At 66.5% G+C, this 15,579-nt stretch carries 17 protein-coding genes; 11 read left to right on the top strand and 6 right to left on the bottom strand.

Features of this window, described 5'->3' with window-relative positions:
* The first annotated feature begins 6 nt into the window (after positions 1-6).
* From JQ592_RS24250 to JQ592_RS24215, 8 genes are all read left to right on the top strand, one after another.
* On the top strand, positions 7-669 hold the full coding sequence (locus JQ592_RS24250) for an amino acid ABC transporter permease (protein WP_211405298.1): 663 nt from the start codon (positions 7-9) through the stop codon (positions 667-669).
* A complete protein-coding gene (locus tag JQ592_RS24245; RefSeq protein WP_211405297.1) occupies positions 666-1,460 on the top strand; it encodes an amino acid ABC transporter ATP-binding protein in 795 nt (264 codons plus the stop codon). Before JQ592_RS24250 ends, JQ592_RS24245 begins: the two co-directional genes overlap by 4 nt.
* Positions 1,460-2,215 (top strand): SDR family NAD(P)-dependent oxidoreductase, encoded by a 756-nt coding sequence (locus JQ592_RS24240; protein ID WP_211405296.1) that lies wholly within the window; start codon positions 1,460-1,462, stop codon positions 2,213-2,215. The genes JQ592_RS24245 and JQ592_RS24240 overlap by 1 nt, the downstream gene beginning before the upstream one ends.
* Positions 2,212-3,339, top strand: coding sequence for a muconate cycloisomerase family protein (locus tag JQ592_RS24235; protein ID WP_211405295.1), 1,128 nt, complete (start codon positions 2,212-2,214; stop codon positions 3,337-3,339). Before JQ592_RS24240 ends, JQ592_RS24235 begins: the two co-directional genes overlap by 4 nt.
* A 289-nt stretch (positions 3,340-3,628) precedes the next feature.
* Positions 3,629-4,048, top strand: a complete 420-nt coding sequence (locus JQ592_RS24230) for an HIT domain-containing protein (RefSeq protein ID WP_211405294.1) — start codon at positions 3,629-3,631, stop codon at positions 4,046-4,048.
* A 10-nt stretch (positions 4,049-4,058) separates the two neighbouring features.
* Positions 4,059-4,997, top strand: coding sequence for an NAD(+) diphosphatase (gene nudC / locus JQ592_RS24225; protein ID WP_211405293.1), 939 nt, complete (start codon positions 4,059-4,061; stop codon positions 4,995-4,997).
* 6 nt (positions 4,998-5,003) lie between these two features.
* The gene (locus JQ592_RS24220; protein WP_211405292.1) at positions 5,004-5,927 is read left to right on the top strand and encodes a sugar kinase; all 924 of its coding nucleotides are present in this window, start codon (positions 5,004-5,006) and stop codon (positions 5,925-5,927) included.
* A 97-nt stretch (positions 5,928-6,024) separates the two neighbouring features.
* Entirely contained in the window at positions 6,025-6,534 is a 510-nt protein-coding gene (locus JQ592_RS24215; RefSeq protein ID WP_063693182.1) for an Lrp/AsnC family transcriptional regulator, read from the top strand.
* A 66-nt stretch (positions 6,535-6,600) separates the two neighbouring features.
* Here the strand turns inward: JQ592_RS24215 and JQ592_RS24210 are convergent, their stop codons facing one another.
* A complete protein-coding gene (locus tag JQ592_RS24210) occupies positions 6,601-7,950 on the bottom strand; it encodes a sensor histidine kinase (RefSeq protein ID WP_211405291.1) in 1,350 nt (449 codons plus the stop codon).
* Complete coding sequence (locus JQ592_RS24205) at positions 7,950-8,672, bottom strand: response regulator (RefSeq protein WP_211405290.1); 723 nt, start codon at positions 8,670-8,672, stop codon at positions 7,950-7,952. The genes JQ592_RS24210 and JQ592_RS24205 overlap by 1 nt, the downstream gene beginning before the upstream one ends.
* Before the next feature lie 184 nt (positions 8,673-8,856).
* On the opposite strand from JQ592_RS24205, the gene JQ592_RS24200 reads away from it, so the two are divergent.
* The 3 genes from JQ592_RS24200 to JQ592_RS24190 all read left to right on the top strand — a co-directional run bounded on the left by JQ592_RS24200 (position 8,857) and on the right by JQ592_RS24190 (position 10,325).
* Positions 8,857-9,078 carry a hypothetical protein gene (locus JQ592_RS24200; RefSeq protein ID WP_211405289.1) on the top strand — a complete coding sequence of 74 codons (222 nt, stop codon included), beginning with the start codon at positions 8,857-8,859 and terminating at the stop codon, positions 9,076-9,078.
* A gap of 74 nt (positions 9,079-9,152) precedes the next feature.
* On the top strand, positions 9,153-9,476 hold the full coding sequence (locus JQ592_RS38760; RefSeq protein WP_246820646.1) for a cysteine rich repeat-containing protein: 324 nt from the start codon (positions 9,153-9,155) through the stop codon (positions 9,474-9,476).
* A gap of 9 nt (positions 9,477-9,485) precedes the next feature.
* Positions 9,486-10,325, top strand: a complete 840-nt coding sequence (locus tag JQ592_RS24190) for a sterol desaturase family protein (RefSeq protein ID WP_211405288.1) — start codon at positions 9,486-9,488, stop codon at positions 10,323-10,325.
* A 12-nt stretch (positions 10,326-10,337) separates the two neighbouring features.
* Here the strand turns inward: JQ592_RS24190 and JQ592_RS24185 are convergent, their stop codons facing one another.
* The 4 genes from JQ592_RS24185 to JQ592_RS24170 form a co-directional block, all read right to left on the bottom strand.
* Positions 10,338-11,837 carry a phosphomannomutase/phosphoglucomutase gene (locus JQ592_RS24185; protein WP_211405287.1) on the bottom strand — a complete coding sequence of 500 codons (1,500 nt, stop codon included), beginning with the start codon at positions 11,835-11,837 and terminating at the stop codon, positions 10,338-10,340.
* A gap of 210 nt (positions 11,838-12,047) precedes the next feature.
* Positions 12,048-12,560: a TIGR02281 family clan AA aspartic protease gene (locus JQ592_RS24180; protein ID WP_211405286.1), complete on the bottom strand. Its 513-nt coding sequence runs from the start codon at positions 12,558-12,560 to the stop codon at positions 12,048-12,050.
* A 127-nt stretch (positions 12,561-12,687) separates the two neighbouring features.
* Positions 12,688-15,162 carry an ATP-dependent helicase HrpB gene (hrpB, locus tag JQ592_RS24175; protein WP_211405285.1) on the bottom strand — a complete coding sequence of 825 codons (2,475 nt, stop codon included), beginning with the start codon at positions 15,160-15,162 and terminating at the stop codon, positions 12,688-12,690.
* Between the two features lie 135 nt (positions 15,163-15,297).
* Positions 15,298-15,579, bottom strand: a 282-nt coding sequence (locus tag JQ592_RS24170) for a UDP binding domain-containing protein (RefSeq protein ID WP_283816168.1), incomplete at its 5' end; no start/stop codon positions are given.

Genomic DNA, 15,579 nt, shown 5'->3' with positions numbered 1-15,579 from the left:
ACACGCATGTATCAGTGGGACTTCGGCATCCTCTGGAGCTATCGCTGGCTCTTTCTCAACGGGCTCGGCGTCACTGTCGGCTTCACCGTGGTCATCGTCGTGTGCGGACTGCTGTTCGGCCTGTGTGGGGCGTTCGGCAGCCTGTCGCGCTTCAGGGCGCTGCGGCTGACCGCGCTGGCCTTCATCGAGGCGTTCCGCTGCACGCCGATCCTGGTGCAGCTGATCTGGTTCTATTACGCGCTGCCGATTCTCGCCGGTGTCGAGATGACGCCGATCACGGCCTCGGCGCTGGCGCTCTCGCTCTATGGCGGCTCGTTCTATTCGGAGATCATCCGCGGCGGCATCGTCTCGATCGACAGCGGCCAGTCGGAGGCCGGCGCCGCGCTCGGCATGACGCCGAGCCAGGCCATGCGTCGCATCGTGCTGCCGCAGGCGATCAAGCGCATGATCCCGGCACTGATGAACCAGTCGATCATCCAGTTCAAGAACACGTCGCTGGTCTCGGTGCTGGCGGTGCCGGACCTTGTCTATCAGAGCCAGGTCGCCGCCCATGACAGCTACCGGCCGCTGGAAACCTACACGGCGGTTGCGGTCGCCTATGCGGCGATCCTGATCCCGCTCACCATCATCGTCCGCCGCGGCGAGAAGCGACTGGCGGTGAGCGAATGAGCGATACAACGAAGATCGAGATCCGGGGCCTGCGCAAGAGCTTTGGCAGCAACGAGGTCCTGAAGAACATCAATCTCGACGTCGCCAAGGGCGGCGTCGTGGCGCTGATCGGGCCATCAGGCTCGGGCAAATCGACGCTGCTCCGCTGCATCAATCTGCTGGTCGTGCCCGATGGCGGCAGCGTCCGCGTCGGCGACACCCGCTTTGCATTCGGCGAGGGCGCGAAGCTCCCCGATGTGAAGACTCTCGCAAAGTTCCGCGCAACCACCGGCATGGTGTTCCAGCATTTTAATCTGTTCCCGCACATGACGACCCTTCAGAACGTAATGGAGGGCCCGGTCACGGTGCGGCGCATGGCCAAGGCCGATGCGGAAAAGCTCGCACGGGCTCAGCTTGCCAAGGTGGGCCTCGCCGAGAAAGCCGATCAATATCCCGCGACGCTCTCCGGAGGACAGAAGCAGCGCGTCGCGATCGCGCGGGCACTTGCGATGGAGCCCGACGTCATGCTGTTCGACGAAGCCACCTCGGCGCTCGATCCCGAGCTCGTCGGCGAGGTGCTGAACGTGATGCAGCGGCTCGCGTCCGAAGGCATGACCATGGTGATCGTGACCCATGAGATCGCGTTTGCCCGCGAGGTCGCAGATCGCCTGATCTTCATGCGCGACGGAATCGTGGTCGAGGAAGGCCCGGCGCGGCAGGTGATCGACCATCCGCAACAAGCCGCAACGCGCGCTTTCCTCAGCCATTTCCACCGCACCGGCGCGCTGCCGCCGGCCAACGCAACACCGTGATGTCCAATATCGATCGCGCCTATCTCGTCACCGGTACCGCCAGCGGCATCGGCCGCGCCACCGCAGAACTGCTGGCGTCGCCAGGCACCGCGTTGCTGCTGCACACGCGGTCGAACGCGGAAGGTCTCGACGCCACCGCGGCGGAAGCCGAAGCGAAAGGTGCCGTGGTCGCAAAATGCCTCGGCGATCTCGCCGAGGAAGCGGCGGTCACCGACGCCATCGCAGCAGCGCAAGCCGCCTTCGGCCGGCTCGACGGACTGGTTCTCGTCGGCGGCCATGCCCGCCGCGGCAGTGCCATCGGCACGCCGGCGGAGGAGTTCCGGCAGGCGATGGATGAATCGGCGCTGGCCTTCACGCGGCTCGTCGACGCGGCACTGCCGCTGCTGCGCGCAGGGCACGACGCGCGGATCGTCGCAGTGTCCTCCTTCGTCGCACATGCGATCCGACCCGAATTCGCGCCGTTCGCCGCGACCGCGGCGAGCCGCTCCGCGCTGGAAGCGCTGGTGCGGCTCACCGCGATGGAGCTCGCCAAGGACGGCATCACTGTGAATGCGGTGTCCCCCGGTCTCATCGTCAAGGACAAACCAAGCGAGAGCCGGCTGTCGCCCGAGCAAATCGCCGCAACCGAAGCACTGATTCCGATGCGCCGCCGCGGGCGGCCAGAGGAAGTCGCCGAAATCATCGCCTTCCTGGCATCCCCGAAGGCGTCCTACGTCACCGGCCAGGTCTGGCACGTCAATGGAGGCCTGACATGACCGAAGCAACCGTCGAACGTATCAGGCTGTTCCTGATCGAAAGCCCGATCAAGATGGCGCGCCTGCAGGGCGTCGGCAACGTCAAGGGCACGGTGAAACGCGTGCTGATCGAGCTCACCTCGAGCGACGGCGTGGTCGGCTGGGGCGAGGCAGCGCCGTGGGAGGTCTTTACGGGAACGCCGGAGGCCGCGTTCTCCGCGCTCGACATCTATTTGCGGCCGATCGTGCTCGGCAAGCCGGTGCGCCGAATCCGCGCGCTGATGGCCGAGCTCGACCGCGCGCTAGTCGGACATGCCGAAGCCAAGGTCGGAATCGAGATGGCGCTGCTCGACATCGTCGGCAAATCGTCAGGGCTCTCGGTCGCCGACCTCCTCGGCGGCCGGGTGCGCGACACCATCCCTCTCTCCTTCTCGATCGCCGATCCGGATTTTTCCGCCGATCTCGAGCGCATGCAAAAGATGGTTCCCGAAGGGAACGTCATCTACAAGGTCAAGACCGGCGTGAAGCCGCATCGCGAGGATCTCGATCACCTCGAGGCGATCCGGAAGGAGTTTGGCGACAAGGTCGACCTGCGCGTCGACTACAACCAGGCGCTGGCACCATTCGACGCCATCAAGATCTTGCGCGATGTCGAAGAGTTCGCGCCGACCTTCATCGAGCAGCCCGTGCCGCGGAAATATCTCGACGTGATGGCGCAGCTCACCGCGGCGCTGGAGACGCCCGTGCTCGCGGACGAAAGCTGCTTCGACCGCCGCGATATGATGGAGGTAGTGCGCCGCGAAGCGGCCGATGCGGTCTCGATCAAGCTGATGAAGGCCGGCGGCCTGTTCGAGGCGCAGGCGATCATGGCGATCGCCGACATCGCCGGCCTGCCCGGTTATGGCGGCACGCTGTGGGAAGGCGGCATTGGCCTTGCCGCCGGCACGCAGCTGATCGCGGCCACATCAGGCATTTCGCTCGGCTGCGAATTCTACATGCCGCACCACGTGCTGACCGAGGACGTGCTGGAAGAGCGCGTCGCCAACCGCGCCGGCCACGTCGTGGTGCCCGACGGCCCCGGCCTCGGCATCCGCGTCAGCGAAGCCTCGGTCCGCGCCAATGCGCGGGTGCTGGCGGAGGGGTAGGGCCGCCTGCGCCACCACAAACTCGGTCGTCGTCCCGGGCAAGCGTCAGCGCAGACCCGGGACCCATAACCACAGGATCGAGTTTGGCGAAGATTCGGAGCTACCGGCTCGCGCAATAACCACTCCCTGTGGTTATGGGTCCCGGATCTGCGCGCACTTGGGGCGCGCTTGTCCGGGACGACGACCGTGTATGCAGCAGTAGCGGGGCCCAATCCTTCCCCAATCGGAATCGCTGTCGTATGGTCGCACCAAACAAGCCCGTTCCCCGTCGGGCCATCCGGAAACGCATATGCCCGAACCCGCCTGGTCGCTGCACTCCCGCCTGAAAGAGGACACCATCGACATCGGCGATCTGCCGCTGTCGAAGGTGCTGGTCATCAAGGACGCGCATTATCCCTGGCTGCTGCTGGTGCCGCGGCGGGTCGATGCGGTCGAGATCATCGATCTCGACGAGGTGCAGCAGGCGCAGCTGATGACCGAGATCTCCCGCGTCTCGCGCGCGCTGAAGGAGATCACCAAATGCGACAAGCTCAATGTCGCCGCGCTCGGCAACCTCGTGCCGCAGCTGCACGTCCACATCATCGCACGGCGGACCAGTGATGCGGCCTGGCCGCGACCGGTGTGGGGCGTGATGCCGCCGCTGGCGCATGACGCCGCGGAGGTGCAGAATTTCATCAGCGCGCTTCGCCGAAAAATCTGGTTGGGTTGAAAGAACAACAATGTCAGCATTCGACGCATTTCCGCTGGGGCAGCCGGCCTTCGTCACCAACGTCCTCGACCGCGCCGCGCATCTGCGCCGCGACGACGAAAAGCTGTTCGCGCTGGAACAGAAGCCGTCCTCGCGCGCCTACGTCGTCTATCGCGACTCGCTGCTGGTGAAGCGCGAGGGCGACAAGGTGCGCGCGCTGCTGGGAATCGACGAGGCGCTGAAATGCGGCGCCAATCCCGGCACAGTCTTCCTGGGCCTGCGCGACGGCGCGGCAATGTTCGGCATGGGCATGTCGCAGGCCGCCGCCGAGCAGCTGATCGGCCGCGAGGACTACACCGTCACCGAGCTGCGCGGCATGGCGATGCAGGGCGCGATCCCGCCCGAGGAGCTCTCGGCCGTGGCGATGGCGAAGTCGATGGTCGGCTGGCACCAGCGCCACGGCTATTGCGCCAATTGCGGCACGCGTAGCGCGATGAAGGAAGGCGGCTGGAAGCGCGACTGTCCGAGCTGCAAGGCCGAGCATTTTCCGCGCACAGACCCCGTCGTGATCATGCACGTGTCGTCCGGTAACAAATGCCTGCTCGGCCGCCAGAAGCAGTTTCCGCCCGGCATGTTTTCGTGCCTTGCCGGCTTCGTCGAGGCGGCCGAGACGATCGAGGACGCTGTGCGCCGCGAGATCCTCGAAGAGTCCGGCATAAGCTGCACCGACGTGCAATATTACATGACGCAGCCCTGGCCATACCCGTCGTCGCTGATGATCGGCTGCAGCGCGCGGGCCGTGAGCGAGGACATCGTCGTCGATCACTCCGAGCTGGAAGACGCGCGCTGGTTCACGCGCGAGGAGGCGGCCAAGATGCTGACGCGGACGCATCCCGACGGGCTCGCCGGCCCACATCCCTTCGCCATCGCCCATCACCTGCTCGGCCGCTGGGTGCACGACAAGAGCTGACCGCCGATGGCGCTACCTGCGACCGCGCCGCGCATCCTCTGCATCGGCATTCCCGTGCGCGACCTCACCTTCCGGGTCGAGGCCGTGCCCGCGCGCGGCAGCAAGGCGAACGCCACGCATCTGGCGGAGATCTGCGGCGGCAATGCGCTCAATGCAGCCATCGCGACGGCACGACTTGGCGGCCGCGTCGCGTTCGCAGGTCCCATGGGCGATGCGCGGGAGACGTCGAGCGATTTCATTCTCGCGCAGATGGCGCAAGACGGCATCGACACCACGCACATCGTGCGCATGCCGGGTCTGGCCACGCCGGTCTCCGCAATCATGATCGAGCCCTCCGGCGAGCGGACGCTCACCATTTATCGCGATCCCGGGCTGTGGAACGTGAAGCTGCCCGACGCCGACAAGCTGCTCGCCGATTGCCAGGCGGTCCTGATCGAGAGCCGCTGCGGCACCTTCTGCATCGATCTCTGCACCGAGGCACGCCGGCGCGGCATTCCCGTCATCGTCGGCGTCGACCGCGCGATGTCGTTGCAGGACGAACTGCTCACCGCTGCCTCGCACCTGCTGTTCGCCAGCGAACAGGTGCAGGAGACGGCCGGCATCGCCGATGACGGCGCGGCGCTGAGGCGCCTGTCCGGCCTGACGCCGGCCTTCCTCGCCGCCACCCGCGGCCCGCATGGCACGATCTGGCTGGACCAGGCGGGCGCGCTCGAGGAGACCCCGGCCTTCCCGGTCCAGGCTGTCGATACGCTCGGTGCCGGCGACGTCTTCCATGGCGGATTCGCGCTTTGCCTCGCCGAGGGTAAGGGAGTGCGGGAGGCGCTGCGATTCGCCGCGGCCGCCGCAGCACTGAAATGCACCCGCCACGGCGGGGGCCTGGCTGCCCCGCAACGCATTGAAGTTGAAGAGTTTTTGCGTAGCCAACCCTAGAGCGATTCCACCGTTACGCCGAGATTATGGGCTTGCTGTGGAAAGATTTTCTCTATATCAGGGAAATCGGCCCCTGAAATGGAACAAAGTTCTTCAAATGACTGACGTCGCCGTCCAGATCCCCGAGACCAGCCGCCGCCTCGACGCCATCGACCGCAAGATTCTGATGGTACTCCAGGAAGATGCCTCCCTGTCCGTTGCCGAGATCGGCGACCGCGTCGGGTTGTCCTCGACCCCGTGCTGGAAGCGCATCCAGCGCCTGGAGGCCGATGGCGTGATCCTGAAGCGGGTCGCGCTGGTCGACCAGAACAAGATCGGGCTCGGCATCTCTGTGTTCGTGTCGGTGGAAAGCTCCGATCATTCCGACGCCTGGCTGAAGAAATTCGCCGAGGCCGTCAGCGCCATGCCGGAGGTGATGGAGTTTTATCGCATGGCCGGCGACGTCGATTACATGCTGCGCGTCGTGGTCGCGGACATGCAGGCCTACGACATCTTCTACAAGAAGCTGATCAGTGCGGTGCCGCTGAAGAACGTCACCTCGCGCTTCGCGATGGAGAAGATCAAGTCGGTGACGGCACTGCCGATCCCGGCGGTGGTGGCGGCTTGACGCCCCGATTCTTGTTTTGACGCGTTTTCTTCACGCGAACCGGCATCCACTTCGCTCGAAAACGCTTTAGGCCGGTTCAAAGACCGGCAGCGTGACGGTGACGCGCGAGCCTCCGCCCGGGGCCGCGCCGATCTCGATCGTGCCGCCATGGGCCTCGACCAGGTTGCGGACCACGGCGAGGCCGAGGCCGGCGCCTCCGGTCGCGCGATTGCGCGACTTCTCCAGCCGGTGGAACGGCTCCAGCACGGTCTGACGCTGATCGGCGGGAATGCCCGGCCCCTCGTCGTCGATCGACACGACGACGGCACCGTCCTTCAGGGCCGTGCGCACATCCGCCGCATGGCCGTAGGCGAGCGCATTGTCGATGATGTTGGCGAGGATACGCCGCAGCGCCAGCCGGTCGCCGAGCACGACACAATTCCGGGCGCGCTCGTCCGTGACCAGATCGACCGGCTTGCCCTGAACGCGCCGGTCGTGCACCTCGACGGCGATCAGCGCAGCCAGCTCGACCATTTCCTGCGACAGCCCGCCGGCGCCCGCCCGCGTCGACAGCAGCGCGTCGTCGAGCAGCCGCATCATGTCGTCGATATCGGCAACCGCCCGCCGCCGTTCGGCATCGTCGGGGATGTGCTCGACGCGCAGCCGCAGCCGTGTCGCAAAGGTCCTGACGTCATGGGCGATGCCGCCAACCAGCGTCATGCGCGCGCGCAGCATCTCGGCGAGCCGCGCCTGCAAGCGGTTGAACGCGGCGATGACAGCACGGATCTCCGGCGCGCTGCGCCGCGCATCCGGCAGCGGCGGCGGATCGGCCGACAGATCGACACGATCGACGGCCGCGGCAAGCCGCGCCAGCGGCCGCGTCTCGCGCTGCATGACGAGAAGCGCCAGCAGCGCCACGATCGAGCCGAACAGGCCCGCGCCGAAGCCGACGGGCAGGCCGAACGGGGTCACCGGCAGGCGGGTATAGGCGTCGATCACCAGCAGATCGCCGCTGCGCAGGCCGATGCGAAACTCGACCGCATTGGCCATCAGCCGCGCGAGGCGGGGAAACAATCTATTCGCGCGATGATCGGGCGGGGATACGATCTCGACGGGGCGGCCCGCAAGGCCGGCCGCATAGGTCTCGCGCAACTGCTCCTGCTGCGGCGGCGTCTCGCCGCTGACCGGTGCGCCTGACGGCACGATCCGCGCCATGAATTGCGGCGACGACACCGCGTCGAGAACGGCCTGCCGCGCGTCGCCGGCCGTGCGCTCGAGCAGCGTTGCCAGTGCATCGAGCCGCGCAGGCGAAGGCCGCGTCAGCTCGTTCTCATGCACCGTGGTCCGGTAGAAGATCGCCAGGATGACGGTGACGACCACCGTGAATCCCACCAGTCCGATCAGCGCCAGGCGCGCGGCGAGCGTGACGCGCAGCATCACGACACCTGCTTGACGGTCGCGGTGAACAGATAGCCGCCGTTGCGCACCGTCGTGATCAGGTTCGAGCCGGGGCTAGCGCCGTCGAGCTTCTTGCGCAGCCGCGAGATCAGCATGTCCACGGTGCGATCAAACGGCTCGGCCGAACGTCCGCGCGTCCAGTCGAGGATCTGGTCGCGCGTCAGCACCCGGCGCGGGCGCTGCACGAAGCAGCCGAGCAGGTCGAACTCCGCGCTGGTCAATTGCAGCGCCACGACCTCGCTCTCGACAATCTCGACACTGCGTGAATCGAGATCGATGACAAAACGGTCGAACGCGAAGCGCCGGACCAGCGGCTTTGCCGGCGCCCCGTTGGCCCGGCGCAGGATGGCGCGAACCCGCGCCAGCAACTCGCGCGGACCGAACGGTTTTGTCAGATAATCGTCGGCGCCCATTTCGAGGCCGACGACACGATCGATCTCGTCGCTCTTGGCGGTCAGCATCAGGATCGGGAGGGAGTCGTCGGCGCGCAAGCGGCGGCAGATCGAAAGCCCGTCCTCGCCCGGCAACATTAGGTCGAGGATGACGATGTCGGGCCGCAGGCGCTGGAGCATATTGTCCATCGCCTTGCCGTCGGCGACGCAAGCGACCTCGAACCCCTCGCGCCGCATGAAGTCGGCAACGAGGCGGCTGATCTCGGGATCGTCCTCCACCATGAGAATCGTGGCCGCTTGCGTGTTCATGGCTGCATTGTGGGCAACGGCACGCGTCACGCAAGGGCGCGGGCCCACCTGTTACATAGTGTTACACGGAGCCGACAAAGCCATAACAATCGTTTCGCGCCGGCAATGCGATGCACACGCCGCAGCCGCAGTCTCCTCCGCACGGCTCGCGCTCACGGCAGCCCCCACAAAGGAGACGACGACCATGAACAAGTTCTTCCTCAGCTCCCTCGTCATCGGCGCCCTGTCGGTTGCCACCGCAGTCGACGCCAATGCCTGGACGCGGTCGGCGACGGCGAGCGGTCCGCGGGGCACCTCCAACGTCACCGCGACGGGAAGCTGCGCCAACGGAAGCTGCACGCGCAACGTCACCCGTACCGGCCCGGCCGGCAACACCTACACCCGCACCGGCACGATCTCGCGCTGAGCGGGCCGGACCGTCGCCGCGCCTAGCCCCGGGCGGCGACGGTCTATCGCCTCAGATCAGAAAGGATGAGCACCGTGTCATCAATCTTTCGCGCCGTCTCCCTCGCGCAAGCCGCAACCATCGTCGTCCTCGGCGCCGCGACTTCGACGTCCGCATTTGCCCAGAGCCAGCCGCGAACGCCGGCCACGCCGCAGATGCGCAGCGAAGCGCGGGCGGTCATGCAGGCCTGCCGCGCCGACTATGACCGCCTTTGCAGCGATGTCGCACCGGGTGGCGGACGCATCCTCGCCTGCCTGCAATCCCATGCCGGCCAGCTCACCCCGACCTGCGCACAAACGCTGCCGCGCGCGCAGGCGCTGAGGGACAGCGCCGTCAGCGCCGGCGTTGCACCGAAATAGGAGGATGCCGTGGGCTACGCTTCACTCCTGCTCGATCCGACGCTCCGGCGCGTGATCCTGGCGACAGCGATCGGCCTGATGCTGCTCGAATACGGCATCGGCCGGCTCGCGCATCGCGAGACCCACGACTGGCGCGAGAGCGTCGCGTCGTTCGGCGTGGCCCTCGGGCAAAACCTGCTGCGCGCGGTCGAGGCCGGCATTCTCGCGGTGCCGTTCGCGTTCCTGTACGAGCATCGCCTGTTCGACTTCGCGCAGACCAGCCCGCCCGCGCTCGCGGGGTTATTCATCGGCAGCGAGTTCCTGTACTACTGGCAGCACCGCGCCTCGCACCGTATTCGCTGGATGTGGGCGACGCATGCCGTGCATCATTCGACGACGCGGCTGAACCTGACGGCGGCGATCCGGCTCGGCTGGACCGGCAACATCTCCGGCAATTTTCTGTTCTTCCTGCCGCTGGCGCTGCTCGGCTTCCATCCCCTCGCGATTGTCGCGATGCTGGGGACCAATTTGTTCTACCAGTTCTTCGTCCACAGCGACTTCGCGCCGAAGCTCGGCGCGCTCGAATGGCTGCTCAACACGCCGAGCCACCATCGCGTGCATCATGCCTGCAACGAGCCGTGCCTCGACAAGAACTATGGCGGCATCCTGATCGTATTCGACCGCCTGTTCGGGACCTTCGCAGAGCAGCCCGCCGACCAGCCGCTCCGCTTCGGTCTCGTCGGCGGCACGCCGTCCTTCAACCCGATCCGGATCGCGCTCGGCGAATGGATCGCGATGCTGGGCGATGCCCGGAGCGCGCGCGGCGCGGGCGCGAAGCTCCGCGCCCTGTTCGGCCCGCCCGGCGGCTGAGCGCGCGAGCGCTCAGATCGTCTGATTGTACTCGCCGACTTCGGGATGCGTGCGCAGCACGCTGTTCACCATCTCGAACATGTCGTGCATGCGCTGCTCGGAGACCGGGCTCTCGACCACGACGACGAGTTCGGGCTTGTTGGAAGAGGCGCGCACCAGGCCCCAGCTGCCGTCCTCGACGGTGACGCGGACGCCGTTAACGGTGACGAGATCGCGGATCGACTGGCCGCCGATCTTGGCGCCCTTGGCCTGCAGGCCTTCGAAATGCTTCACCACCTTGTCGATGACGCCGTATTTGACCTCGTCGGCGCAATGCGGCGACATGGTCGGCGACGACCAGGTTTTTGGCAGCGCGTTCTTCAGGTCGGCCATCGACTTGCCGGGCGCACGATCGAGCATGTCGCAGATCGCGATCGCCGAGACGAGACCGTCGTCATAGCCGCGGCCATACGGCTTGTTGAAGAAGAAATGGCCGGACTTCTCGAAGCCGGCGAGCGCGCCCGTCTCGTTGGTGCGGCGCTTCATGTAGGAATGGCCGGTCTTCCAATAGGCGGTCCTGGCGCCCTGCTTCTGCAGCACGGGATCGGTGATGAAGAGGCCGGTCGATTTCACGTCGACGATGAACTGTGCGTCCTTGTGGATCGCGGACATGTCGCGCGCCAGCATCACGCCGACCTTGTCGGCGAAGATCTCCTCGCCGGTATTGTCGACGACGCCGCAGCGATCGCCGTCGCCGTCGAAGCCGAGGCCGACATCGGCCTTGTGATGCAGCACCGCGTCGCGGATCGCGTGCAGCATCTCCATGTCTTCCGGATTCGGGTTGTATTTCGGGAAGGTGTGATCGAGCTCGGTGTCGAGCGGAATCACCTCGCAGCCGATCGCTTCCAGCACCTGCGGCGCGAACGCCCCGGCGGTGCCGTTGCCGCAGGCCGCGACGACCTTCAGCTTGCGCGTCAGCTTCGGACGATTGGTGAGATCGGCGATGTAGCGCGCCGGATAGTTCTCGTGGAACTGGTAAGCGCCGCCCGCCTTGTTCTTGAATTCGGCATTGAGCACGATCTCCTTCAGCCGGGTCATCTCGTCGGGGCCGAAGGTGAGCGGACGGTTGGCGCCCATCTTCACCCCGGTCCAGCCATTGTCGTTGTGCGAGGCCGTAACCATCGCGCAGCAGGGCACGTCGAGATCGAACTGCGCGAAATAGGCCATCGGCGTCACCGCGAGGCCGATGTCATGCACCTTGCAGCCCGCCGCCATCAGGCCGGAGATCAGCGCGTATTTGATCGAGGCCGAATAGCCGCGGAAATCATGACCGGTGACGATCTCCTGTTTGACCCCGAGCTCGGCGATCAGCGCGCCCAGCCCCATGCCGAGCGCCTGCACACCCATCAGGTTGATTTCCTTCTGGAACAACCAGCGCGCGTCGTATTCGCGAAAGCCGGTGGGCTTCACCATCGGCTCGGATTCGAAGGCGTAGGTGTTGGGCAGCAGGACGGGTTTCGGCTTGGGAAACATTGAGACGGTCTCGTGAAAAGGGCAGGAATTGATGCAGCCTTAGCGAATGCCGGGCCGCAGCGGAAGGCGGGAATGAAGGCTTATGGCCGATAATTGCGGCAGTTTGGTAACGGGGAAACGCGATCTTGCGCGGGACTTGCGCCCGTTCCGTCCAAAAAGTTCGTGCGAATGGCCGTTCGTCAGCTCGCTAGGGAGAGCGCATGACGCGGCTTACTGCTCCAGCACCATCTGCCCGTTGGCGTATTCGAAGCGCTTGAGGCGGGACAGGAAGGAAAGGCCGAGCAGGTTTTCGGACAATGCCTCGTCCGGCAGCACCATGGCATCGACGTCGCGCACGATGAGGCCGCCGACATCGAGCATGGCGATGCGGGTGCGCGCGGCCTTGATGGTGCCGTTGGCGGTGGAGACGGTGGCGTTGTATTCGTTGCGCGAGGGACGCAGGCCGAAGCGAGCAGCCGAGGTCTCGTTCAGCGCGACGACGGAGGCGCCGGTATCGACCATGAAGCCGATGCGCTGCCCGTCGATCCGGCCTTCCGTCTGGAAATGACCACGGCCGTCGCGGGAAATGGCGAGGCTGCGGCCTCCGGCCGGAGCTGCGGCGGCAACAGCAACGGTCGTGCGCGGCACTGACGTGGCGGACGCCGAGCTCACCCTGTCCGCCATTTGCGCCATGAAGGTGCCGAGGCCGATCATGATGGCCGCGAAGATCATAATGTTACGCATCACACCACTTCCGAGCCGGAAAGCCCGATTTCACCACGCAACCTCTCTAGCCGCGACCACCGCGGCGGCCAGAACGTCGCCATTTTGGCGAAAAGGATGAGCGGACGGTTAATGTGGCCTACAAAACTCACGTCCCGCGCGGCTTCGCCCGCCGGGTCGGCAGCGCACCCGCCGGATCGTCCGGCCAGGGATGGCGCGGATAGCGCCCGCGCAGGTCGGAGCGCACGGCGGCGTAGCTGCCGCGCCAGAAGCCGGGGAGGTCGCGCGTCACCTGCACCGGGCGCTGTGCCGGCGACAGCAATTCCAGCACCAGGGGCACCTTGCCGGCCGCGATAGAGGGATGGGTATTGAGGCCGAACAATTCCTGTAGCCGCACAGCGATGGTCGGCCCCTGCTCGGCCTCGTAGTCGATCGCGAGCACGCTTCCGGTCGGCGCCTCGAAATGGGTCGGCGCTTCGCGATCGAGCCGCGCGCGCATCTCCCAGGGCAGCAGCGCCATCAGCGCATCGGAGAGATCGCCGGGAGAGATATCCTTGAGCGCGATCTTGTCGTAGAGCGCCGGCACCAGCCAGTCGTCGCGCCGCGCGATCAGGCCGTCGTCGGACAGATCCGGCCAGCTGTCGCCCTCGGCCTTGCGCAGGAACATGACGCGATCGCGCCACTGTTTTGCGGCCTTCGACCAGGGCAGCCGGTCGAGGCCGGCGGCAATCAGTCCATCGGCGAAGATGCGCGCGGTTTCTTCCGAAGGCGACACGGCAAGCGTCGCCTCCGACAGCGTGATCGCATGCAGCGCGCGCCTGCGCCGTGCGCGCAGTGCCATCGCGCCGCGGTCGAAGGAGATCTCGTCGACGGTTCCGATATGCTCGGCGAAATGAAGCTCGATCTCGTCCTGGGTGATTTGCGCCGCGAGCAGGATGCGGCCGCTCGCCGCCGTGCCCGTCATCTCACCGACCGCGATATAGGGCACGCGTGCGAGCGAGGAGGTCTGCTCCACGGCAGCACCGCGGCCGTTGGCGAGCACGAAGCTGCCGTTGCCGCGATTGCGCGCGACGCGGTCCGGAAAGGCATAGGCCAGCATCAGGCCGGTGGAGAGATCCTCCTGCTGCCCTGCCTTCTCCGACGCTGCCACCTGCGAGGCCCAGCGTCGCGCCAGATCGCGCGCGCTTGCGGCGCGCGGCGAGCGGTCGCGGCGAAACTGGTCGCGCCGATGCTCCAGATCGACGCTGTCGCCGCCAAGCCCGCGCTCGGTGATGATGGCCGCGATCTCGGCAGCGGCCTCGCCCTCGCCGGCGCGATGCGAATCCACGATCATGCGCGCCAGCCGCGGCGGCAACGCCAGCGCGCGCAGGCTCTTGCCCTCGGCGGTGATGCGGCCGTCGCCGTCGAGCGCGTTGAGCTCGGACAGCAGGCTTTTGGCTTCCTTCCAGGCCGGCTGCGGCGGCGGATCGAGGAACGACAACGCGGCGGGATCAGTGACGCCCCATTGCGCGAGATCGAGCACCAGCGACGACAGGTCGGCGCTCAGGATTTCCGGCTGGGTGTAGGGCGCGAGCGAGGCCGTCTGCGGCTCGTCCCAGAGCCGGTAACAGACGCCGGGCTCGGTGCGGCCGGCGCGGCCGCGGCGCTGGTCCACCGCCGCGCGCGCGGCGCGCACGGTCTCGAGCCGTGTCAGCCCGATGTCGGGCTCATAGCGCGGCACGCGGGCGAGACCGGAATCGACCACGATGCGCACGCCCTCGATGGTGAGCGAGGTCTCCGCGATCGAGGTGGCCAGCACCACTTTTCGCGTGCCCTTCGGCGCCGGTGCGATGGCGCGGTCCTGCACGGCGGCGTCGAGCGCGCCGAACAGCGGCACGATCTCGATGCTGGCGTCCTGCACGCGCTCGGCCAGGAAATTCTGGGTGCGGCGGATTTCCGCGGCGCCCGGCAGGAATGCCAGCACCGAGCCGCTATCGGCGCGGAGCGCAGATGCGATCGCATCGGCCATCTGCCGCTCGATCGGCGCGTCGGCCTTGCGGCCGAGATAGCGCGTCTCGACTGGAAAGGCGCGGCCTTCGCTCTCGACGACAGGGGCATCGCCGAGCAGCTTTGCGACGCGCGCGCCGTCGAGCGTTGCCGACATCACGAGGATGCGTAGGTCCTCGCGCAGGCCGGTCTGCGCGTCGCGCGCCAGCGCAAGGCCCATGTCGGCATCGAGCGAGCGTTCGTGGAATTCGTCGAACAGGATGGCGGCAACGCCTGACAGTTCGGGATCGTCGAGGATCTGGCGGGTAAAAATGCCTTCGGTCACCACCTCGATACGCGTCGCGCGCGAGATCTTCGAGCCGAAGCGGACGCGATAACCGACGGTCTCTCCGGCGCGCTCGCCCAGCGATTTGGCCATGCGGTCAGCGCTCGCCCGCGCCGCGATGCGCCGCGGCTCCAGCACGATGATCTTCTTGCCCTTCGCCCAGGGCGCATCGAGCAGCGCCAGCGGCACGCGCGTGGTCTTGCCGGCACCCGGCGGGGCCACCAGCACGGCCGCGTTATGCTGATCCAGCGTGCGCGACAGGTCGTCGAGCACGGCATCGATCGGGAGGGGCGTGTCGAAATTGCGGGGCAATAGTCTCGGTCCGTCATCGTCCGCCTTGCGCGCAACTGCGTGGGGCGGACGATCCAGTCAATTCAGATCCCGGCCATCCCGAAATCCGTGTACTGGATACCCCGCCTTCGCGGGGTATGACAATCGTATGTAGGATCAGCCCTGCGCCGACGGGCGGCCGACGCTCTCATAGGTGAAGCCGGCCGCGCGCATGTCTTCGGGGCTATAGATGTTGCGGAGGTCGACGACGACAGGCTGCGCCATGACGCTCTTCAGCCTATCGAGATCGAGGCCGCGGAACTGCACCCATTCGGTGACGACGACCAACGCGTCGGCGCCTTGCGCACAGGAATAGGCATCTTCGCAATAGGTGATGTTGGGCAGCTCACCCTTCGCCTGCTCCATGCCGACGGGATCGAACGCCTTCACCTTCGCACC

Origin of the sequence: Bradyrhizobium iriomotense, from assembly GCF_018129405.1 — a bacterium.
Taxonomy (GTDB): domain Bacteria; phylum Pseudomonadota; class Alphaproteobacteria; order Rhizobiales; family Xanthobacteraceae; genus Bradyrhizobium; species Bradyrhizobium iriomotense_B.
Note: the sequence above shows the minus strand (reverse complement) of the source record. Positions and strands in the feature narration are given on the sequence as shown.